The organism is Pseudochelatococcus sp. (assembly GCF_050946405.1).
Lineage (GTDB): Bacteria > Pseudomonadota > Alphaproteobacteria > Rhizobiales > Beijerinckiaceae > Pseudochelatococcus.
This window is the reverse complement of record NZ_JBMNUS010000005.1, coordinates 78653-99463: the sequence shown is the minus strand read 5'-3', so window position 1 is coordinate 99463 and position 20811 is coordinate 78653. Positions and strand designations below refer to the sequence as shown.

At 66.1% G+C, this 20811-nt stretch carries 15 protein-coding genes and 2 pseudogenes; 7 read left to right on the top strand and 10 right to left on the bottom strand.

Features of this window, described 5'->3' with window-relative positions; translation table 11 throughout:
- Positions 1-176: 176 nt before the first annotated feature.
- The 4 genes and pseudogenes from ACOYJQ_RS09595 to ACOYJQ_RS09580 form a co-directional block, all read left to right on the top strand.
- Positions 177-395, top strand: a pseudogene (locus ACOYJQ_RS09595) (helix-turn-helix domain-containing protein); the annotation flags it as partial.
- A gap of 84 nt (positions 396-479) precedes the next feature.
- Positions 480-602, top strand: a pseudogene (locus ACOYJQ_RS09590) (IS3 family transposase); the annotation flags it as partial.
- A 627-nt stretch (positions 603-1229) separates the two neighbouring features.
- The gene (locus ACOYJQ_RS09585; RefSeq protein ID WP_433457977.1) at positions 1230-2480 is read left to right on the top strand and encodes a glycosyltransferase family 4 protein; all 1251 of its coding nucleotides are present in this window, start codon (positions 1230-1232) and stop codon (positions 2478-2480) included.
- Positions 2481-2632: 152 nt separating this feature from the next.
- Positions 2633-3196 carry a BA14K family protein gene (locus ACOYJQ_RS09580; RefSeq protein WP_433457976.1) on the top strand — a complete coding sequence of 188 codons (564 nt, stop codon included), beginning with the start codon at positions 2633-2635 and terminating at the stop codon, positions 3194-3196.
- Positions 3197-3205: 9 nt separating this feature from the next.
- Here ACOYJQ_RS09580 and ispG read toward each other — a convergent pair whose 3' ends face one another.
- Together ispG and ACOYJQ_RS09570 are read right to left on the bottom strand one after the other, a co-directional pair.
- Positions 3206-4453: a flavodoxin-dependent (E)-4-hydroxy-3-methylbut-2-enyl-diphosphate synthase gene (gene ispG / locus ACOYJQ_RS09575; RefSeq protein ID WP_433457975.1), complete on the bottom strand. Its 1248-nt coding sequence runs from the start codon at positions 4451-4453 to the stop codon at positions 3206-3208.
- Between the two features lie 52 nt (positions 4454-4505).
- The gene (locus tag ACOYJQ_RS09570; protein ID WP_433457973.1) at positions 4506-5123 is read right to left on the bottom strand and encodes a Fur family transcriptional regulator; all 618 of its coding nucleotides are present in this window, start codon (positions 5121-5123) and stop codon (positions 4506-4508) included.
- 229 nt (positions 5124-5352) lie between these two features.
- Here ACOYJQ_RS09570 and ACOYJQ_RS09565 point away from each other — a divergent pair, with 229 nt between their 5' ends.
- Together ACOYJQ_RS09565 and ACOYJQ_RS09560 are read left to right on the top strand one after the other, a co-directional pair.
- Complete coding sequence (locus tag ACOYJQ_RS09565; protein WP_433457971.1) at positions 5353-6138, top strand: 3-hydroxybutyrate dehydrogenase; 786 nt, start codon at positions 5353-5355, stop codon at positions 6136-6138.
- Complete coding sequence (locus ACOYJQ_RS09560) at positions 6135-7022, top strand: HpcH/HpaI aldolase/citrate lyase family protein (RefSeq protein ID WP_433457970.1); 888 nt, start codon at positions 6135-6137, stop codon at positions 7020-7022. Before ACOYJQ_RS09565 ends, ACOYJQ_RS09560 begins: the two co-directional genes overlap by 4 nt.
- A gap of 63 nt (positions 7023-7085) precedes the next feature.
- Here the strand turns inward: ACOYJQ_RS09560 and lpdA are convergent, their stop codons facing one another.
- The 8 genes from lpdA to zapE all read right to left on the bottom strand — a co-directional run bounded on the left by lpdA (position 7086) and on the right by zapE (position 18342).
- Complete coding sequence (lpdA, locus tag ACOYJQ_RS09555; protein WP_433457968.1) at positions 7086-8486, bottom strand: dihydrolipoyl dehydrogenase; 1401 nt, start codon at positions 8484-8486, stop codon at positions 7086-7088.
- A gap of 119 nt (positions 8487-8605) precedes the next feature.
- Complete coding sequence (gene odhB, locus ACOYJQ_RS09550) at positions 8606-9808, bottom strand: 2-oxoglutarate dehydrogenase complex dihydrolipoyllysine-residue succinyltransferase (protein WP_433457967.1); 1203 nt, start codon at positions 9806-9808, stop codon at positions 8606-8608.
- A gap of 82 nt (positions 9809-9890) precedes the next feature.
- Positions 9891-12851, bottom strand: a complete 2961-nt coding sequence (locus tag ACOYJQ_RS09545) for a 2-oxoglutarate dehydrogenase E1 component (RefSeq protein WP_433457966.1) — start codon at positions 12849-12851, stop codon at positions 9891-9893.
- Positions 12852-13030: 179 nt separating this feature from the next.
- Positions 13031-13915 (bottom strand): succinate--CoA ligase subunit alpha, encoded by an 885-nt coding sequence (gene sucD / locus ACOYJQ_RS09540; RefSeq protein WP_433457964.1) that lies wholly within the window; start codon positions 13913-13915, stop codon positions 13031-13033.
- Complete coding sequence (gene sucC, locus ACOYJQ_RS09535) at positions 13915-15114, bottom strand: ADP-forming succinate--CoA ligase subunit beta (RefSeq protein WP_433457962.1); 1200 nt, start codon at positions 15112-15114, stop codon at positions 13915-13917. Before sucC ends, sucD begins: the two co-directional genes overlap by 1 nt.
- A 159-nt stretch (positions 15115-15273) precedes the next feature.
- On the bottom strand, positions 15274-16239 hold the full coding sequence (gene mdh / locus ACOYJQ_RS09530) for a malate dehydrogenase (RefSeq protein ID WP_433457961.1): 966 nt from the start codon (positions 16237-16239) through the stop codon (positions 15274-15276).
- A gap of 271 nt (positions 16240-16510) precedes the next feature.
- The gene (locus tag ACOYJQ_RS09525) at positions 16511-17134 is read right to left on the bottom strand and encodes a TetR/AcrR family transcriptional regulator (protein WP_433457959.1); all 624 of its coding nucleotides are present in this window, start codon (positions 17132-17134) and stop codon (positions 16511-16513) included.
- The gene (zapE, locus tag ACOYJQ_RS09520) at positions 17131-18342 is read right to left on the bottom strand and encodes a cell division protein ZapE (RefSeq protein WP_433457957.1); all 1212 of its coding nucleotides are present in this window, start codon (positions 18340-18342) and stop codon (positions 17131-17133) included. The genes ACOYJQ_RS09525 and zapE overlap by 4 nt, the downstream gene beginning before the upstream one ends.
- A gap of 531 nt (positions 18343-18873) precedes the next feature.
- Here zapE and ACOYJQ_RS09515 point away from each other — a divergent pair.
- Positions 18874-20703, top strand: a complete 1830-nt coding sequence (locus tag ACOYJQ_RS09515; RefSeq protein WP_433458191.1) for a potassium transporter Kup — start codon at positions 18874-18876, stop codon at positions 20701-20703.
- The last annotated feature ends 108 nt before the right edge of the window (positions 20704-20811 follow it).

Genomic DNA, 20811 nt, shown 5'->3' with positions numbered 1-20811 from the left:
TACGTTGAAAATAAAGCACATGAACGCCACGAACCTGCCGCGCCGGAAAATTCACGCGCTTACAGTGAAAGAATGATTAAGTGAAATGATCCATTCCAGAAGCTGATAGAGAAATTCTTTTACCCCCTGGAATCAGGGACATCGTTTTATAATTTTCAGTTGTTTGTGAGGCGCGGATGTATACGAACCAACGTCAAACGCCGGACACAAAGGAACTGCGCCGCGTCGGTGGGCGGTGGCTCAAGGAGCGCCGCGAAAGCGCCGGCCTGTCCCAGCGGCAACTGGCGGATATCCTGGGCGTTGAATACTATACATTCATTTCACAGATCGAGACGGGACACGGGCGCATTCCACCGGACCGCTATGAGGCGTGGGCCAACGCCATCGGCCTCTCGCTTGCGGACTTCGTTCGCGAAATCCTGCGCTATTACGATCCCGTCACCTTTTCCATCCTGTTCGGCAACGCATCCCCGACGGAAGCCGACACGGCGAGCGAGGGTGTGCTCGCGGCGGAAAACCGGCAATTGCGCGAGCAGGTGCGCGAGCTGCAACGTCTGCTCGGCAAGAAGACGATGGAGCTGGAACTTGCGCGCGAGCGTCTGTCGCCCCTGCCGCCCTCGATCGGCGAGGCTTCAGACAGCGGGAATCGCACGCTCCGCAAGGGCGCCGGCAAGCACCGTGCAACCGGTGCGGATAAAGGCGATGCAAGCCACGGCGGCGCACAGCAACCCCTCGCCGCGGAAGCCCCCTGCGGCGGCGCGCGCCTGAGTACGGCGGAAGACTGAACACCTGAAGACCGGACATTTGGAGCATCGCGCAGAAAAGCGGATGCCCGTTTTCGCCGACGAAGATGCGTAAAATCAAAAAGTTAGAGCAATCTGCACTCAAGCCGGTCTAACGATTTGAACGCAAGTTGCGGTAAAACACGGAATTTGAAGCGCCGGTTCTGATTTCATCAGAACGTCCGGCGCCCGGAAAGCGCCATGCCGGGTATCATCGAATGCACACCGCTTGAAGCGCAAAGGCAGGCTGTGAGGGAGAATGCCCCGATGCCTGTCCGATGCATTTTGCGCTATCGTCTCGGCGCTTTTATGCGATAAGGTCGCGCAACCTCTCGCTCCGGTCGCCGGTCCGCTTTTCCGATAGCCCGCCCCATCCCGCCGGGATGCCTGCGGGAGACGGGCCGCCGGCGCGGATATCCCGATTCTCGCAATTCAAATGGTCGTCCGATGGCAAACAAGGCTTTGAGCCTGATTCCGCAACTGTGGTTCAAGTTCGGCCTGGTTCGCCTCTGGCGGCTCGTTCCGCGCCCGCTGCGTCGGCGCATCGTCGCGCGTATCATCCCCCTGCCGAAGCGCGCCGGCCGCAGGCTCGCCGCGCCGCAGGCGCCGGTATTGATGTGCGGCTTCCTTTCCAGCCCGCTCGGATTGGGCTGGAGCGCGCGCCTCACCCGCGGCCTCGTGGAAGAGGCCGGAATGCCGATCCGCGACTTCGACATCGGCCACGCCTTCGCCACCGGCGAAAGGGACGCCGCGCTTCCCGATGCGACAGGCCCGGCCACGGTCCTCTTCACCTTCAATCCGGGCCAGTTCGGCTACGCGCTGCAATTCTTGCCCGCCGACATCCTGCGCGACAAGTACATCATCGGTTACTGTGTCTGGGAACTGGAGCAAATTCCCGAGAACTGGCTGGCTCCTCTGTCACTCGTCGACGAAATCTGGGTGCCGACGCATTTCGTGCGCCGCGCCTTCGAGAATGCCGGCGTGACGCTGCCGATTCGCATCGTGCCTCACATCATGCAGGCACCCGCCGGCCTCGCCGCCGACCGGGCGCGCTTCGGCTGGCCGGAGGATGCCTTCGTCGCAACGGTGGTGGCCAGCCTGCGCTCAAGCCTTGCGCGGAAAAACCCGCTTGCGGCGATCGACGCGTTCCGGCTCGCCTTTCCGCGGCAGGAGAATGCGCTGCTCATCCTGAAACTCGGCGACTCGCATCTGGAGGCGGAAGCGCTGGCGAAGGTGCGCGCCCACATCGGCGACGATCCGCGCATTCGCCTCCTCCTCGATACGCTCGACGACGACGACATGTGGACGCTTCTCGCCTCCTCGGACGCCATCGTCTCCCTGCACCGCGCGGAGGGGTTCGGGCTCGTTCCGGCGCAGGCGATGCTCGCCGGCCGGCCCGTGATCGCGACCGGCTGGTCGGGCAATCTCGACTTCATGTCCGACGACACCGCCTGTCTGGTGCCGGCGAAGATGATCCCCGTCAGCGATCCGAGCGAGCTCTACGTGGCGCCCGATCTCCATTGGGCCGAACCCGACATCGCGCAGGCGGCCGCGCACCTGCGCCGCCTGCATGACGACCCGGCTGAACGCGAAGCGCTCGGCCAGCGCGCGCGCGCAGGGATCGAGACCTATTTCCGCGAGGCGAAGGCCCCCGTGCTGGCCGCCATCCGGCAATGGAAATCCGCCGAAGAATCGTAAACACGCGGACAGAATTCAGCCATAATACAGACACACGGAATTGTTCAGATGTTGCCAAGCCCGCGCAAGGCCAAACATCCGGGGCGCGCGGCAGCAGAGTAACAGGCGCGTATTCGTCGATCCGGCGACGCGCGTGCAGGGAGTATCCGGTCATGCTCAAGGCTGATCTTCGACAGATCCTGCGGTGGCCCGTGCCCGCGAGGCGTTTTGCAGCGGCGTTGCTCGCCGCGCTCGCCGTTCTGTCCACGATCGCGGTCGCCACGCCACCGGCCGCCGCGGTGACGCTCGTCAACACGGACCAGGACAACGTCGGGGAATTGCCCGTCGTCGACGTTCAGTATCGTCACGGACCGCCGCCGCCGCCTTATTACGGACGACGTTACGGCCCGCCGCCGCCGCGTTATTATGGACCGCCCCCGCACTGGCGCGGCCATTACCGGCATCCGCGGCGTCCGCCACCCCCGCCGCCGTACTGGCGTCGCCCGCCTCCGCCGCCCTATTACTACCGCAGCGACCGCGGCGACGCGGCCGCCGCAGCGGTTGCGGCGGGCTTGCTGGGCATTGCAGCCGGCGCGGCGATCGCCTCGCAGAACAATCCGCCGCCGCCGCGCCCCGATGCCGCATGGCTCAGCTATTGCGCCAACAAATATCGCTCGTTCGATCCCGCCAGCGGCACCTATCTCGGCTACGACGGCCGGCGGCATCTCTGTCAGTAGGCCGGGCGGTCAGCCGAAACGGCGCTCGATATAGTCGTTGACGAGGGTCTTGAACTCGTCGGCGATACCGGCGCCCTTGAGGGTCATCGCCTTCTCGCCGTCGATGAACACGGGGGCGGAAGGCGTTTCGCCGGTGCCGGGAAGCGAGATGCCGATATCGGCATGTTTCGACTCTCCCGGCCCGTTAACGATGCAGCCCATGACCGCGACATTGAGGTTCTCGACGCCGGGATAGCGCGTCTTCCACTCCGGCATGGATGTCGTGATCCAGCTCTGGATATCGCGCGCCAGTTCCTGAAACACCGTCGAGGTGGTGCGCCCGCAGCCGGGGCAGGCGGCGACGAGCGGCACGAAGGTGCGGAACCCCATCGTCTGCAACAGTTCCTGCGCGGCCCGCACCTCCAGCGAGCGGTCGCCGCCGGGCTCGGGCGTGAGCGAATAGCGGATGGTGTCGCCGACGCCTTCCTGCAACAGGATGCCGAGCGCCGCCGATGACGCGACGATGCCCTTGGAGCCCATGCCCGCCTCGGTCAGCCCGAGATGCAACGCATAATCGGACCGGCGGGCGAGATCGCGATAGACCGCGATCAGATCCTGCACCGCCGACACCTTCGCCGACAAAATGATGCGATCGCGCGGCAGGCCGATTTCTTCCGCCCGCGCCGCCGACAGCAACGCCGACTGCACCAGCGCCTCGCGCGTGACGGCGCGCGTGTCGAGCGGCGTTTCGCTCTTCGCGTTCACGTCCATCAGGCGCGTCAGCAATTCCTGGTCGAGCGAACCCCAGTTCGCCCCGATACGCACCGGCTTGCCGTTGCGGGCGGCGATTTCGACGATGGTCGAGAACTGCTTGTCGCGCTTGTCGCGAAAGCCGACATTGCCGGGGTTGATGCGGTATTTCGCCAGCGCCTCGGCACAAGCGGGATGATCCGTCAGCAACTTGTGGCCGATATAGTGGAAATCGCCGACGAGCGGCACTTCCACGCCCCGCACCATCAGCGCATCGCGGATATAGGGCACCGCGCGCGCGGCCTCGTCACGATCCACGGTGATGCGCACCAGTTCCGAACCGGTGCGCGCCAACGCCGCGACCTGCTGCACGGTGGCGGCGACATCGGCCGTGTCGGTATTGGTCATCGACTGGACGACGACCGGCGCGCCGCCTCCGACCACGACGCCCCCGACATCGACGGCGACGGTGCGATGGCGGGCGGCCGGGCGAGCCTCGGCGGACAGGGACGCGGAAACAAGATTCATCAGGATGGTATCCAGGAAATCGGCAACCTCGGCACCATGCTTATATCGTTCATCAGGCGGGTTGGGCAACCGAATCCTGCCCGCCGGCCGACGGCGAAGGCGCCACGCAATGCGCGCAGGTGCCCGCGATTTCCACTACCCCGGCACGCGGCTTGAAACCCGCCTCGCCCAGCACCTTCGCCAGCGCGCCGCTGAACGCCGGCGAGATCGCCTCATCCACTCCGCCGCACTGCTCGCAGATCAGGAACACGACGAGTTCGCCCGGCGCATGCGCGTGCGGGCAGGCGATGAAGGCGTTGCGCGTTTCCAGCTTGTGGATGAAGCCCTGTTCGAGCAGAAACTCCAGCGCGCGGTAAATGGTGATCGGGGCGACGCGTTTTTGCGCTTCCCGCCCCATGATCTCCGCGATGTCGTAGGCGCCGAGCGGCCGATGCGTGGTGTAGAGCGCGGACAATACGTCGTGGCGAATGGGTGTCATGCGCACGCCGCGCGTCCGGCACAGATCGGCCGCGCGTTGCAGCGCCTGCGGCGCGAGCGCCGCCCGGTGCGTGGCGTGATCGCAGCCCCCTCCCCCCGCGTGGATGTGCGGCTGCCCCTCGTGGGGCCTTTCCTCATGCGGGTGCCCATGAAAATGGTCCGCCGAGCCGCCGTTGACAGGACGAGCGTTCACGCCGTTCTCCTCGCTTCCCGATTTTCCACATCCGGCTGCCGCCGCAGCGCACTATACCATTTTTTTCCAGCGCCGCATCCCGCGCCCCGAAAGACCGCCGCATGCCGCCGTGCGTCATATTATGACATGACAAGTGCGCCTATGATATGCATGTTCGTTGCGGTTTGCCGCTGTTCGATGCCTTTGCGCATGTTGATCTCTCCACGGGAAGCCAGGGAGGCTTATGCCCATGTCTCTGAAATCGCGTACTGCTGTCGTTACCGGCTCCACGAGCGGAATCGGCCTCGCCATCGCCCGCGCCTATGCGCGCGAGGGCGCCAACGTCGTCATCAACGGCTTCGGCGATGCGGCGGCCATCGAAAAGGAGCGTCTTGGCATCGAGGACGAATTCGGCGTCAAGGCCTTCTATTCCGGCGCGGATCTCTCCAAGGCCGATGAGGCTTTCAATCTCGTGGTCGAGGCTGAAAAGACCTTCGGATCGGTCGATATCCTCGTCAACAACGCCGGCATCCAGTTCGTCTCGCCGGTGGAGGAATTTCCGGTCGAGAAGTGGGATCTGATCATCGCCCTCAACCTCTCCGCCGCCTTCCACACCACGCGCGCCGCCATTCCCGGCATGAAGGAGCGCAAGTTCGGCCGCGTCATCAACACGGCCTCCGCCCATGCGCTGATCGCCTCGCCCTTCAAGTCCGCCTATGTCTCGGCCAAGCACGGCATCGCCGGCTTCACCAAGACGGTGGCGCTGGAAACGGCAACCTTCGGCATCACCGCGAACGCGATTTGCCCCGGCTATGTCTGGACGCCGCTGGTCGAGAAGCAGATTCCCGACACCGCCAAGGCGCGCGGCCTCACCGAAGAGCAGGTGAAGCGCGACGTCCTGCTCGCCGCCCAGCCCACGAAGGAATTCGTGACGGTGGACGAAGTGGCGGCGCTGGCCGTGTTCCTCGCTTCCGACGCCGCCCGCTCCATCACGGGCGCGATCATCCCCGTCGACGGCGGCTGGACGGCTCAGTGACACCTGTCGCGCGGCCGCGCCGGAGCCTGCTGTTCGCTCCCGCCTCGAACGGCCGCGCGCTTGAAAAAGCGCGCGGTCTCGCCTGCGATGCGGTTATCGTCGATCTCGAAGACGCAGTCGCCCCTGCCGTCAAGACGACCGCGCGCGAGGATGCGCGCGCCGCGCTGGCGAAGGGCTTCGGCGGCCGCGAAGTGGCGTTGCGCATCAACGGCCCCGATACGCCGTGGCATGCGGACGATCTGGCGCTGGCGGCGCGGGCCGCGCCCGACGCCGTGCTGATCCCCAAGGTGTCTTCGGCGGAGACCGTCCGCGACATCGGCCGGCGCCTCGATGCGCTCGGCGCCCCGGCGCATGTGCATGTCTGGGCGATGATCGAGACGGCGCGCGGCGTGCTCGACGCCGACGCCATCGCCCGCACGGCGCGGGAGCCGGCGAGCCGCCTCACCCTTTTCGTCATCGGCGCGAACGACCTCGCCCGCGAGACCGGCGCCCGCGTGCGGCCGGGCCGGGCCGCGCTGCTGCCATGGCTGCAACAGACGCTGCTCGCCGCGCGCGCCGGCGGCCTTGCCGTCATCGATTCCGTCTACAACGATTTCAACGACGCGACGGGCTTCACACAAGAATGCGAACAAGGCCGCGATCTGGGCTTCGACGGCAAGTCGCTGATCCATCCGGCGCAAATCGACGCCGCCAACGCGGCTTTCGGCCCCTCTCCGGCGGAAATCGAAGAGGCGCACGCGCTGATCGCCGCCTTTGCCGCGCCTGAAAACGCCGGCAAGGGCGCGGTGACGTTCCGCGGCCGCATGATCGAAGACCTGCATGTGACGATGGCGCGGCAGGTGCTGGCGCTCGCCGACGCCATCGCCGCGCTGCACCGTAACTGACAAAAAAGCGCCGGGCCTCATATCGGCCCGGCACCTCGATATCGTTCGGAAAGTCCCGGCGGATCAGATATGAATGGCGCGCTTGTCCACGGCCAGCGCCGCTTCCTTCACCGCCTCGGAGCGGGTCGGGTGGGCGTGGGTGGTGCGGGCGAGATCCTCGCTGGAGCCGCCGAACTCCATCAGCACTGTCGCCTCGTGGATCAGTTCGCCCGCCTCGGGCCCGATGATGTGGACGCCGAGCACACGGTCGGTCGCGGCGTCCGCCAGCACCTTCACGAAGCCTTCCGACTGGCGGTTGACCTTGGCGCGGGAATTGGCGGTGAAGGGGAATTTGCCGACATTGTAGGCGATGCCGGCGTCCTTCAGCTCCTCTTCCGTCCGGCCGACGGAGGCGACCTCCGGCGTGGTGTAGATCACCGCCGGAATGACGTCGTAATTGACGTGCCCCGCCTTGCCGGCGAGCAGTTCGACGGCGGCGACGCCCTCCTCCTCGGCCTTGTGCGCGAGCATCGGCCCGGCGATGACGTCGCCGATGGCCAGAATGCCCGGCACGTTGGTGCGGTAGTGGTCGTCGACCACCACGCGGCCGCGCGGGTCGAGCGCGACGCCCACGGCGTCGAGCCCCAGGCCGGCCGTGTAGGGCACGCGGCCCGTCGCCACCAGCACGATGTCGGCCTCGATCACCTCCGCCGCGCCGCCCGCGACCGGCTCCACCGTCACCTTCGCGCCCGCGCCGGTGTTCTCGACGCCCGTCACCTTGGTGCCCAGCCTGAAGGCAAAGCCCTGCTTGGTCAGGATGCGCTGGAACTGCTTCGCGACCTCGCCGTCGTTGCCGGGAATGATGCGGTCGAGGAACTCCACGACCGTCACTTCCGCACCCAGCCGACGCCAGACGGAACCGAGCTCGAGCCCGATGACGCCCGCGCCCACGACGACGAGCTGGCCCGGCACCTTGTCGAGCGACAGCGCGCCGGTCGATGACACGACGACCTTCTCGTCGATCTCGACGCCCGGCAACCGCGCCACGTCCGAACCCGTCGCGATCAGGATGTTCCTGGCCTCGACGACCTGCACGGAACCGTCTTCCGCCGTAACCTCCACCTTGCCCGCCGCCGCAATGCGGCCGGCGCCGTGAAACGCGTCGATCTTGTTCTTCTTGAACAGGAAATCGATGCCCTTGACGTTGCCGTCGATGCCGTCCTGCTTGAAGGCCTGCAGCTTCTCGATGTCGATCTCGGGCTGGCTCACCTTGATGCCCAGACCATCGAAGGCATGGCCGGCTTCCTCGAACTTTTCGGAAGCGAACAGCAGCGCCTTGGAAGGAATGCAGCCGACGTTCAGGCAGGTGCCGCCGTGCGTCTTGCGCTTTTCGACCACGGCCGTCTTCAGCCCGAGTTGCGCCGCGCGAATGGCCGCCACGTAACCGCCGGGGCCGGTGCCGATTACCACGAGATCATAGGACATGGGATTTCCTGCCTGCCGCTTTCCTGCGCGCCTTGGACCGGTCCGCCGGGTGCGTCCGGCCGTCACAAATCATAACGGGGAAAAGCGCCCTCCGGCAACGGCCGAAAGGCGCCTCGCAATCAGAGGTCGAGCACGAGACGCGCCGGATCCTCGAGGTTCTCCTTGATGCGGACGAGGAAGGTGACCGCCTCCTTGCCGTCGATGACGCGGTGATCGTAGGACACCGCGAGATACATCATCGGCCGCGCCACGATCTGCCCCTTGTACACGACCGGCCGCTGCTCGATGCGGTGCATGCCGAGGATGGCGGACTGGGGCGCGTTCAGGATCGGGGTCGACAGCAGCGAACCATAGACGCCGCCGTTGGAGATCGTGAAGGTGCCGCCCTGCATTTCCTCGATCTTGAGCTGCCCGTCGCGGGCGCGGCGGCCGAAATCGCCGATCTTTTTCTCGATGCCCGCCACCGACAACTGGTCTGCGTCGCGCACCACCGGCACCACGAGCCCCTTGTCGGTGCCGACAGCCACGCCGATATGATAATAATTCTTGTAGATCAGGTCGGTGCCGTCAAGTTCGGCGTTGACGGCCGGCAGTTCCTTGAGCGCCTGCACCGCCGCCTTGACGAAGAAGCCCATGAAGCCGAGCTTCACGCCGTGCTTCTTCTCGAACGCATCCTTGTACTGGGTGCGAAGCTCCAGAAGGTTGGTCATGTCCACGTCGTTGAACGTGGTCAGCATCGCGGCGTTCGACTGCGCTTCCTTCAGGCGGCGCGCGATCGTCTGGCGCAGCTTGGTCAGACGCACGCGCTCCTCGCGCGCCTCGTCGGAAGGCGCCGAGGGAGCGCGCGGCGCGGCGACAGGCGCGGGGGCCGCAGCCGGCGGGGCGGCGACGGCGGCGAGAATATCGCCCTTCGTCACGCGGCCGTCCTTGCCGGTGCCGGGAATGCCGGCCGGGCTCACACCCGTTTCCGTGGCGATGCGCTGCACGGCCGGACCGTTCTCGAGCCCGGCGGCGGGTGCGGGAGCCGGTGCGGCAGGCGCAGCCGCGGGGGCGGGTGCGGGTTGGGCGGCAGGCGCGGCGGCAGCGCCTTCATTGAACGTGCCGAGCAGGGCGCCGACGCCCACGGTCTCGCCTTCCTTGACGGCGATTTCCGCCAGCACGCCGTCCGCGGGCGCATTGACTTCCAGCGTCACCTTGTCGGTTTCGAGTTCCACCAGGGGTTCGTCGGCCTTGACCGCCTCCCCCACCTTCTTGAACCATTGGCCGACGGTGGCCTCGGTGACGGATTCGCCCAGCGTGGGCACGCGGATTTCGGTCGCCATGATCATGTATCCATTGTGGCCTGCGGCCGGTTACTTGACAGGATGAAGGCCCGGCCGGCGGTGTCGCCGGCCGGATCGTCAATCAGACGGAAAAAGCGTCGTCGAGGAACGCCTGCAACTGCGCGAGATGCTTCGACATCAGGCCGGTCGCCGTGGCGGCGGAGGCGGCGCGCCCCACGTAGCGCGGACGCTTCGCCTTGATGCCCGAATGCCCCAGCGCCCACTCCAGATAAGGCTCCACGAAGGTCCACGAACCCATGTTCTTGGGCTCTTCCTGGCACCAGACGAGATCGGCGTTGCGGAAGCGCGACAGCTCGTTGATCAGCGACTTCACCGGGAACGGATAAAGCTGCTCGACGCGCAGCAGATAGACGTCGTCGATGCCGCGCTTCTCGCGCTCCTCGTAGAGATCGTAGTAGACCTTGCCGGTGGAGAGCACGACGCGACGGATCTTGTCGTCCTTGACCAGCTTGATCTTCTCCTTCGCCAGCCGCTCCGCGTCGTCGCGGATGAGGCGGTGGAAGGAACGGCCCTCCATGAACTCGTCGAGCGTCGACACGGCGCGCTTGTGGCGCAGCAGGGACTTCGGCGTCATCAGGATCAGCGGCTTGCGGAAATCGCGCTTCAACTGGCGGCGCAGGATATGGAAGTAGTTGGCCGGCGTGGTGACGTTGGCCACCTGCATGTTGTCCTCGGCGCACATCTGGAGGTAGCGCTCCAGACGCGCGGACGAATGCTCCGGCCCCTGCCCCTCGTAGCCGTGCGGCAGCAGCACCACGAGCCCGGACATGCGCAACCACTTGCGTTCCGCCGACGAGATGAACTGGTCGAACACCACCTGCGCGCCGTTGGCGAAGTCGCCGAACTGCGCCTCCCACAGCGTGAGCGTGTTCGGCTCCGTCAGCGAATAGCCGTACTCGAAACCGAGCACCGCCTCTTCCGACAGCATCGAGTTGATGACCTCGTACTTCGCCTGATCGTCCGAGACGTTGTTGAGCGGGATATAGCGGCGCTCGTCCTTCTGGTCGACCAGCACCGAATGGCGCTGCGAGAAGGTGCCGCGCTCGACGTCCTGGCCGGACAGGCGCACGGGCTTGCCTTCCTTCAGCAGCGAGGCGAAGGCCAGCGCCTCGCCCGTGGCCCAGTCGATGCCCTCGCCGACCTCGATCGCCTTGCGGCGGTTGTCGAGGAAGCGCTGGATCGTGCGGTGGACGTTGAAATCGGCCGGCACCGTGGTGAGCTTCTCGCCGAGCAGCCTCAGCTCCGCCTCGGGCAGCCCCGTCGCGCCGCGGCGGGGATCGTCGGCGTCCTCACGCACCGCCTTGAGACCGGACCACTTGCCGTCGAGCCAGTCGGCCTTGTTGGGCTTGTAGGTCTGGCCGGCCTCCAGCTCCGCCTCAAGATGCGTGCGCCATGCCGCCTTGCGTTCCTCCACCTCGGCCTGCGTCACCACGCCTTCCGCGACGAGCTTCTTCGCGTAGATTTCGAGCACGGTCGGATGGTTGCGGATCGCCTGATACATCAGCGGCTGCGTGAACGCGGGCTCGTCGCCCTCGTTGTGGCCGAAGCGACGGTAGCAGAACATGTCCACGACCACGGGCTTGCGGAACTGCTGCCGGAACTCCGTCGCGATCTTGGCCGCGAACACCACGGCCTCGGGATCGTCGCCGTTGACGTGGAACACCGGCGCCTCGACCATCTTCGCCACATCCGACGGATAGGGCGAGGAGCGCGAGTTGCGCGGGTCGGTGGTGAAGCCGATCTGGTTGTTGATGATGAAATGCACCGAACCGCCGGTGCGATGGCCCTTCAGGCCCGACAGGCCGAGGCACTCGGCCACCACGCCCTGCCCCGCGAAGGCGGCGTCGCCGTGCAGCAGCAGCGGAATGACGGTGCCGCGCGTCTCGCGGTCGCCGAGCTGGTCCTGCTTCGCGCGCGCCTTGCCGAGCACCACCGGATCGACGATCTCGAGGTGCGACGGGTTGGCGACGAGGGACAGGTGCACCCGGTTGCCGTCGAACTCGCGGTCGGAAGAGGCGCCGAGGTGATACTTGACGTCGCCGGAGCCTTCAACGTCGTCGGGGGCGAAGGAACCGCCCTTGAACTCGTGGAACAGCGCCCGGTGAGGCTTGGCCATCACCTGCGTCAGCACGTTGAGGCGGCCGCGGTGGGCCATGCCGAGCACGATCTCCTGCACGCCGAGGTTGCCGCCGCGCTTGATAATCTGCTCCAGCGCCGGAATGAGCGATTCGCCGCCGTCAAGACCGAAGCGCTTCGTGCCCGTGTACTTCAGATCGAGAAACTTCTCGAAGCCTTCGGATTCGATCAGCTTGTTGAGGATGGCGCGCTTGCCCTCGGGCGTGAAGGCGATCTCCTTCTGCGGCCCCTCGATACGCTCCTGGATCCACGCCTTTTCCGCAGGATCGGAAATGTGCATGAACTCGACGCCGAGCGTCTGGCAGTAGGTGCGCCTGAGGATCGCCAGCATCTCGTTGACGGTGGCGAATTCAAGGCCGAGCACGCGGTCGATGAAGATCTTGCGGTCGAGATCGCCGGGCCCGAAACCGTAGTTCGAGGGATTGAGTTCCTCGTGGTCGCGCGGCGGGGAAAGATGCAGCGGATCGAGATCGGCATGCAGGTGGCCGCGCATGCGGTAGGCGCGAATCATCATGATGGCGCGCACGCTGTCGCGCGCGGCCTGCTGCACCGCCTCGGGCGACAGCTCGACGCCGCCCTTCCTGGCCTTCTCTCCGATCTTCCCGGCGGCCGCCTTCTCGACACGCGACCAGTCGCTGTCGAGCACGGAGACGAGATCGCCGTTGGCGGGCACCGGCCAGTGAGGCCGCTGCCAGGAGGCGCCCTGCGCGTTCTTCCGGACAAGGGCCTTGTCCTCGCCGAGAGCGGCGAAGAACGCCTGCCACTCGGCATCGACCGACTGCGGATCCTGCTCGTAACGGGCGTAGAGCTCATCGAGATAGGCCCCGTTGCCGCCGTAAAGGAACGAGGTTTGAGCAAATGCGTCGTTCACATCCTGCCGTGCCATGACCCTTATCATCCTGCCGGAACCCGGAAACCGTCCGGGGCAAGCGGGCCATCCGGCCCGATACCCATCACCCCCCCGGAAGAGGTGACGGGGTGGTTATCCGTTGCCATCCAGTTGCAGCGCAAAGGTGGCGGAATGGCGGCGGCCGCCCTCACCGGGAGCGGCCTGCCGCTTCCGCATCAGCCCTTCAGCACCTCGACCAGAGTCTTGCCGAGACGCGCGGGCGAAGGCGACACGCGAATGCCCGCCTCCTCCAGCGCCGCGATCTTGTCTTCCGCGCCGCCCTTGCCGCCGGAAATGATGGCGCCCGCATGGCCCATGCGCCGCCCCGGAGGGGCCGTGCGGCCGGCGATGAAGCCGACCATCGGCTTCTTGCGGCCGCGCTTCGCCTCGTCCTTGAGGAACTGGGCCGCATCCTCTTCCGCCGAACCGCCGATCTCGCCGATCATGATGATCGACTCGGTCTTGTCGTCGGCGAGGAACAGCTCCAGCACGTCGATGAACTCGGTGCCCTTGACCGGATCGCCGCCGATGCCGACAGCCGTCGTCTGGCCGAGGCCCTCCTGCGAGGTCTGGAAAACCGCCTCGTAGGTCAGCGTGCCGGAACGCGACACGATGCCGACCGAGCCCACCGAGAAGATGTTCGCCGGCATGATGCCGATCTTCGATTCGCCCGCCGTCACCACGCCGGGGCAGTTGGGGCCGATGAGGCGCGACTTCGAACCGTCCAGCGCGCGCTTCACCTTCACCATGTCGAGCACCGGAATGCCTTCGGTGATGGCCACGATCAGCGGAACCTCGGCGTCGATCGCCTCGAGAATGGCGTCAGCCGCACCCGCCGGCGGCACGTAGATCACGGAAGCGTCCGCGCCCGTCGCCTCGCGCGCCTCGGCCACCGTGTCGAACACGGGCAGACCGAGGTGCTTCGAGCCGCCCTTGCCCGGCGAGGTGCCGCCGACGACCTGCGCGCCGTAGGCCAGCGCCTGCTCGGAGTGGAACGTGCCGTTCTTGCCCGTGAAACCCTGGGTGATGATTTTCGTCGACTTGTCGATCAGAACGGACATCAGGCTGCTCCCTTGACGGCATTGACGATTTTCTGGGCCGCGTCGTCAAGATCGTCGGCGGGGACGACGTTGAGGCCGGATTCGCTGATGATCTTCTTGCCGAGTTCGACGTTGGTGCCTTCAAGACGCACGACCAGCGGCACGGTCAGACCGACTTCCTTCACGGCGGCGATGACGCCCTCCGCGATGACGTCGCACTTCATGATGCCGCCGAAGATGTTGACCAGGATGCCCTTCACGTTCGGGTCCGAGGTGATGATCTTGAACGCCGCCGTCACCTTTTCCTTCGACGCGCCGCCGCCCACATCAAGGAAGTTCGCCGGCTCTTCACCGTAGAGCTTGATGATGTCGAGGGTCGCCATCGCAAGACCGGCGCCGTTGACCATGCAACCGATGTTGCCGTCGAGCGCGATGTAGGCGAGGTCGTACTTCGACGCCTCGATCTCCTTCGCGTCCTCTTCCGTCGTGTCGCGCAGCTCGAGGATCTCGGGGCGCCGGTAAAGCGCGTTCGAATCGAACGACACCTTCGCGTCGAGCGCGACGAGCCGCTCGTCCTTCGTGACGATCAGCGGGTTGATCTCCAGCAGGCTGATGTCCTTGGCGATGAAAGCGTCGTAGAGGCTTTCCACGAGCTTGCCCGCCTGCTTCGCCAGATCGCCCGACAGACCGAGCGCCTTCGCGACCTTGCGGCCATGGAACGGCTGCACGCCGGTGGCGGGATCGATCGAGAAGGTGACGATCTTCTCCGGCGTGTTGTGCGCCACTTCCTCGATATTGACGCCGCCTTCGGTCGAAACGACGAACGCGATGCGGCTCGTCGCGCGGTCGACCAGCGCGGAGAGGTAGAATTCCTTGGCGATGTCGGAGCCGTCCTCGATGTAGAGGCGGTTCACCTGCTTGCCGGCCGGGCCGGTCTGCTCCGTCACCAGCGTGCGGCCGAGAATCTGGCGGGCGAACTCCTCCACCTCCTCGACGGAGCGCGCGAGACGCACGCCGCCCTTCTCGCCGGCTTCGGCCTCCTTGAACTTGCCCTTGCCGCGGCCGCCCGCGTGAATCTGGGACTTGACGACCCACAGCGGCCCGCCGAGTTCGTTCGCGGCAGCAACAGCCTCGTCGGCGGAAAAGATCGCTTTTCCGCGCGAGACAGGCACGCCAAATTCCTTCAAGACGGCCTTGGCCTGATATTCATGAATGTTCATATCGTCGTCCCAGGTGGCTCGTATCCAGGTGGCTCGGATTGCTGATGACTCAGACGTCTTACTGACCGGCGGATGTCGGCGGGTGACGCCGACCGCGCGATCCGTAGAGGCCGGGATGGCGAAACGGCGGCCCTCCCCGAGCCGCCGCCCGATGGGTGGTCAGCCGGCGAGCGCCGGGTTGATGGTCTTCGACGCCTCGATGAGCCCCTTGACGGAAGCGACCGACTTGTCGAACGCGGCCTTCTCGTCGTCGGCGAGCGCGATCTCGATGATGCGCTCGACGCCGTTCTCGCCGATCACGACCGGCACGCCCACGAAGAGGCCGTCCTCGCCGTACTGGCCGGACAGGTAGGCGGCGGCGGGCAGCACGCGCTTCTGGTCCTTCAGGTAGCTTTCGGCCATGGCGATGGCGGAGGCGGCGGGCGCGTAGAAGGCGGAGCCCGTCTTGAGCAGGTTGACGATCTCGCCGCCGCCCTTGCGGGTGCGCTCGACGATGGCGTCAAGCTTCTCCTGCGTCGTCCAGCCGAGCTTGACGAGATCGGGCAGCGGAATGCCGGCAACCGTCGAATAACGCGTCAGCGGCACCATGTCGTCGCCATGGCCGCCGAGCACGAAAGCGGTCACGTCCTTCACCGAAACCTTGAACTCGTCGGCGAGGAAGTGGCGGAAACGCGCGGAGTCGAGCACGCCGGCCATGCCGACGATCTTGTTGGCCGGAAGGCCGGAGGCCTTCTGCAAGGCCCAGACGGCGGCGTCCAGCGGGTTGGTGATGCAGATGACGAAGGCGTCGGGGGCGTTGTCGCGGATGCCCTGGCCGACCGACTCCATCACCTTGAGGTTGATGCCGAGCAGGTCGTCGCGGCTCATGCCGGGCTTGCGCGGCACGCCGGCGGTGACGATGATGACGTCCGCACCCGCGATGTCGGTGTAGGAATTGGCGCCCGTGAGGGCCGCGTCGAAACCGTCGACCGGCGCCGACTCGGCGATGTCGAGGGCCTTGCCCTGCGGGATGCCTTCGGCGATGTCGAACAGGACGACGTCACCAAGTTCCTTCAAACCGGCAAGATGGGCGAGCGTGCCGCCGATCTGTCCGGAGCCGATCAGAGCGATCTTCTTGCGGGCCATGAAAACCAATCCTTGAACTGGAGGGATGAAAAACCCCGTTAGCGCCGTCTACTTGACTCAAAGCGTGCAAGCCTTCAAGCGGCCTGCCGGGGTGGTGGAACGGCCGGCACAAGCCCGAAGGCGCGCTCCGGCCGCGAGAGCGGAGATAATCTTCTTTGGTCCTCAAGGCGTTGAGGCAGATCATGACGATCGCGTCACATTCCGTTTCGCAGAAAACCATCGTGTTTCAAATATCAGGTTCTGTAACCCTCGCGCAACATGAAGCCCGCGCTCACACGAAGCCGCCGACCAGCGCGCGCAGCGCCACGCCGATCAGCACCGAAAAACGCCTTTCCATCGTCTCCTTCGGCCGCCCCGCGTCGAGAAGAATGGCGGAGGGATGAGAGAAGCGAAACAGCATGTCCGTCAGGAACGACATCGCCGTGTCGCGGTCCCGCAGGCGGAAGACTCCGATCGCCGCCCCTTCGTCCACCACGCGCTCGACGAACATGAACACCCGGCCGCGATGGCGGCGGGCGACGGAGCGGTTCGCGCCGGCGATATCGGCGTAAAGCTCGAAGATCGCCCGGTCGTTCTCCGCCAGGTCGCGGTAGGCGTGCGCGAGCGCCAGTGTCAAACGTTCGAGTTTGTCATCGGCGGGGTCCGGCGCGCCGGCGATATCGGCCATCATCAGCTCGACCGGCTTCAGCGCATCGGCCACCACGGCATCCATCAGCGCCTCTTTGGAGGGGAAATAGCGGTAGACGTTGGCATGCGTCATGCCCGCCTCCTCCGCGATGCCCACCACCGTCACGCGGCGCGCGCCCACCTGCCGGATATGCTCGGCGGCGATGGCGACAAGGCGCACGTCCACCCGCTCGGGCACCGGCTCCTGTATCCGGCGCAGTGGACTCATGTCTCGGCCAGGCCCGTGCTGTCGCCCGTGGCCAGCGAATCGCCGCGCCCGTGCGGCAGGGCCAGATATTCCTCCGAGCGCATCTCGATGAGGCGCGACACCGTGCGGTCGAACTCGAACGCCTCGCGCCCCGTCTCCGCGAGATAAAGCCTGTCGGCCGGCGCCTCCGCCGACGCGACGAGTTTGACATGGCGGTCGTAGAGCGCGTCGATCAGCGTGATGAAGCGCTTGGCCTCGTTGCGCCGCTCCATGTTCATCACCGGAATGTCGTCCAGCACGATGGAATGGAAGTGCCGGGCCAGATAAAGGTAGTCCGACGCTCCGAGCGCCCTGGCGCACAGATCGGTGAAGGAAAAGCGCGCCACCCCGCCCGCGGCGAGCGGCACCGGCAGCGCGTGGCCCTTGACGGACAACGCGAGCGGCTCCGCCGTCGCCGTGCCGGCGAGGCGGCGGAAGGCGTCGTCGAGCGCGGCGCGCGCGCGCGCGTCGTTGGGCGTATGGTAGACATCCGCGCCGGCGAGCTTCTCCAGCCGGTAGTCCGTGCGCGAGGAAAGCTCCATCACGTCCATGCGCTCCTGCAACAGCGCGATGAACGGCAGGAACAGCGCCCGGTTGAGACCGCCCTCGTAGAGCCTGTCCGGCACCACGTTCGAGGTGGCGACGATGGTGACGCCGTTCTCGAACAGGCCGGCGAACAGGCGGCCGAGAATCATCGCATCCGCGATGTCGGTGACGGTGAACTCGTCGAAGCACAGCAGCGTCGCCTCCGCGGCCAGCTCCGCCGCGACATGGGGGATCGGATCGGTATCCTTCTCCCTGCCCTCCCTGATCCGCTGGCGGAAGCGGAAGATGCGCTCGTGCACATCGGCGAGGAAGTCGTGAAAATGGGCGCGGCGCTTGCGGGAGACGGGCGCCGCCTCCATGAACAGATCCATCAGCATGGTCTTGCCGCGCCCGACCGATCCCCAGACGTAGAGGCCGCGCACCGGCTGTCTGTTCTCGCGCCCGCCGCCGAACAGGCGGGCGAGGCGGCCGGTCTTCGCGGGCGCGGGCGCGGCGACGAGGGCCACTATCAGCCCGTCCAGCCGCTCGATCAGCCGCTCCTGGGCGGCATCCCGCTCGATCGCGCCCGATGCGGCCAGAGCGTCGTATCGCGCGCGCACCGAAGCGGGAGACGATGCTGCTGGCGCCGGAATACGGGCTGTCATGCGGAAATCCTTGCGTTCAAACGGACAAAGCCGGCCGGTTTCAGCGGCAACCATCCCGCCGGCCCGCATGCTGTACTCCTTCACGGCAGTATTCGCAATGCATGCTCACCGGCCTGCAGATTGCAGCGGCTCCAAAAGATGTGCTATCGCCATGAAGTATACTGTTCTATCCGAACATCGATCGCGGCACGATTTATCGCATCTTTGTCGGCAGGGCCGCCGGCTTGCAAGCGCGTCGCGCCCGCCGGGCCTGTTCCGCCGCCGTCAAAAGCTTTTTTCAGACACATGTTTGGCATGAAGATGCCGCTATGCTATGAGCGCGCGGCGCCGGTCGGCGGGCAGGGCCCGATGGCGCGACGCCGCCATCAGGCAGGCTCCGGCGTTCGTTTTGTCAGGGTTCGTTTCGGAAAGGACTTCATGACCGGTCTCAAGGACGCGCCTCCGCCCGCCTCGCCGCGCGATCGGGACGGCGCCGAAGCCGATGGCCCGGAAAGCAGCCCGGCCGCGCCGCGCCGGTTGCACCTGCTGGTGATGGGCGCCATCGGCGTCGTGTTCGGCGATATCGGCACGAGCCCGCTCTACGCGCTGCGCGAATCCGTGCTCGCGGCTTCGGACGGCGGGCCGTTGCTGCGCGCCTCGGTGATCGGCGTGCTGTCGCTGGTCCTGTGGACGCTCATCCTCGTCGTGACATGCAAATACGTGCTGATCCTGCTGCGCGCCGACAACAACGGCGAGGGCGGCACGCTGACGCTGGTGGCGCTGGCGCAGCGCGTGCTCGGCAAGAAGCGCGGCGGCATCGTGCTGCTCGGCATGCTGGGAGCGGCGCTGTTCTACGGCGACGCCATCATCTCGCCCGCCATGTCCGTGCTGTCGGCGGTGGAAGGCGTGCGGCTGGCCACGCCCGCGCTCGACGATTACGTGGTGCCCATCACCATCGTGATCCTGATCGGGCTTTTCATGTCGCAGCGCTTCGGCACGGCAAGGGTGGCGGCGCTGTTCGGCCCGGTAATGATCGTGTGGTTCGCGACCATCGGCCTCGCCGGGCTGACGCATCTCTTCGACGATCCGGCGGTTTTCGCGGCCTTCAACCCGTATTTCGGCATCCGCTTCCTTTACCAGCATCCGGGCATCGCCACGGCGGTGCTGGGCGGCGTCTGCCTCGCCGCGACGGGCGCGGAGGCGCTTTATGCCGACCTCGGCCATTTCGGCCGCAAGCCGATCAGCGTGGCGTGGCTGTGGTTCGTGTTTCCGGCGCTGGCGCTCAATTATCTCGGGCAGGGCGCGATGCTGCTGGCCCACCCGGAGGCCATCGACAATCCCTTCTACCGGCTGGTGCCGGAATGGGCGCTGGTGCCCATGATCGGGCTGGCGACGCTCGCCACCATCGTCGCCTCGCAGGCGGGCATCACGGGCGCCTTCTCGCTCACCCGCCAGGCGATCCAGCTCGGCCTGCTGCCGCGCATGGAAATCCGCTTCACCTCGGCGGAACACGCGGGGCAGATCTACATGCCGAAGGTCAACCGGCTGCTGCTGATGGGCGTGCTGGTGCTGGTGGTCGCGTTCCAGACCTCGAGCGCGCTGTCGCACGCCTACGGCATCTCGGTGTTCGGCGCCATGCTGATGGACGGCCTGCTGGCCATCCTCGTGATATGGAAGGGCTGGAGATGGGGGCTCGCGGGGGCGCTGGCGCTGCTCGCGCCCTTCGTCGTCATCGACATGGCCTTCCTCGGCGCGAACATGGGCAAGCTCGTCTCGGGCGGCTGGGTGCCCGTGGTGCTGGCGGTCTTCCTCGTCGTCGTGATGTCGACGTGGCGCAAGGGCACCGAAATCCTCTTCGCCAAGACGCGCAAGACGGACGTGCCGCTCACCGACCTCATCGGCATGCTGAAGACGAGCCCGCCGCACCGGGTGCCGGGCATGGCGGTGTTCCTGACGAGCGATCCGCAGACATCGCCCTCGGCGCTGCTGCACAATCTCAAGCACAACAAGGTGCTGCACGAGAAAAACGTCATCCTGACCATCACCACCGACGACACGCCGCGCGTCTCCGACAACGAGCGGGTGACGCTGGAGCCCATCGCCGACAACTTCTGGCAGGTCGGCATGCGCTTCGGCTACATGGAATCGCCGAACGTGCCGAAGGGCCTTTCCATCCTGCGCAAGCTGGGCTTCAAGTTCGACATCATGTCGACGTCGTTCTTCCTGTCGCGCCGCTCCATCCGGCCGGCGGCGAAGTCCGGCATGCCGAAATGGCAGGATCACCTGTTCATCTCGCTGGCGCGCAACGCCTCCGACGCCACGGACTTCTTCCAGATTCCCACGGGCCGCGTCGTCGAGGTCGGCACGCAGGTCACGGTGTAGGCGGGCGCGAAAAACGTTGTGCAAAGCCTCCCCGCGCCCGGCCCCGGCCTCTTGCCGTCATGCAGATTGAACAAACGAATGCTTAATCTGGGACACAACATCGTGTAC